The organism is Saccharothrix mutabilis subsp. mutabilis (assembly GCF_039521145.1).
Taxonomy (GTDB): domain Bacteria; phylum Actinomycetota; class Actinomycetes; order Mycobacteriales; family Pseudonocardiaceae; genus Actinosynnema; species Actinosynnema mutabilis.
Genome location: NZ_BAAABU010000075.1, coordinates 1 through 567, shown reverse-complemented (window position 1 = coordinate 567; position 567 = coordinate 1). Strand labels below are relative to the sequence as shown.

Genomic DNA, 567 nt, shown 5'->3' with positions numbered 1-567 from the left:
CTATGATATAAAATTCAAATCTCCATTCGTTGATTTCATCACTACTTAATTCCAATTTGTTATTTAGATACCAATATACTGCTTCTTGGTAAAAACACAATTGCCTACAGTAATCAAATTCTTTCATACTGTCTTCAAAGTGCCATAACTTAGCTGTAGTTTTGATATCCATAATTGTACATGTCTTTGTGTCAAAGTTAAATGTACAACTATCAAGTAATGATTTACATGCAATAGGAGTAAGTGCTTCATGATTCAATTCGTCTTCGACCAAATAATCCCAGTTTATCTGGAACTCATGATATACGTGTATACTGCCATGCTCACCAGCTCTTCGTATTAGTTGTCTTGCTAACTTATGTTCTCCAACATTATGCTGAATCTTCATAAGCTGGTCTAAGTCATACTGAGATATAAGTATTTTCTTAGACTTAATGGCTTCGATATAATCCTTATACTCTACGCTTATTTTAAGCGCTTCTGAGAGGATTTTATCTTCACTCTTGCCAACTATACTATAAGACTTGCGATAAGCCTCTGAGAGCTGTTTATTTAGCTCTATTTCAA

Annotated in this window: 1 protein-coding gene; it reads right to left on the bottom strand. The window is 33.3% G+C overall.

What is annotated here, in order from left to right; all coding sequences use genetic code 11:
• Positions 1–567 (bottom strand): hypothetical protein (locus ABD126_RS38645; RefSeq protein WP_343944861.1); only part of this gene is annotated, 567 nt, incomplete at both ends.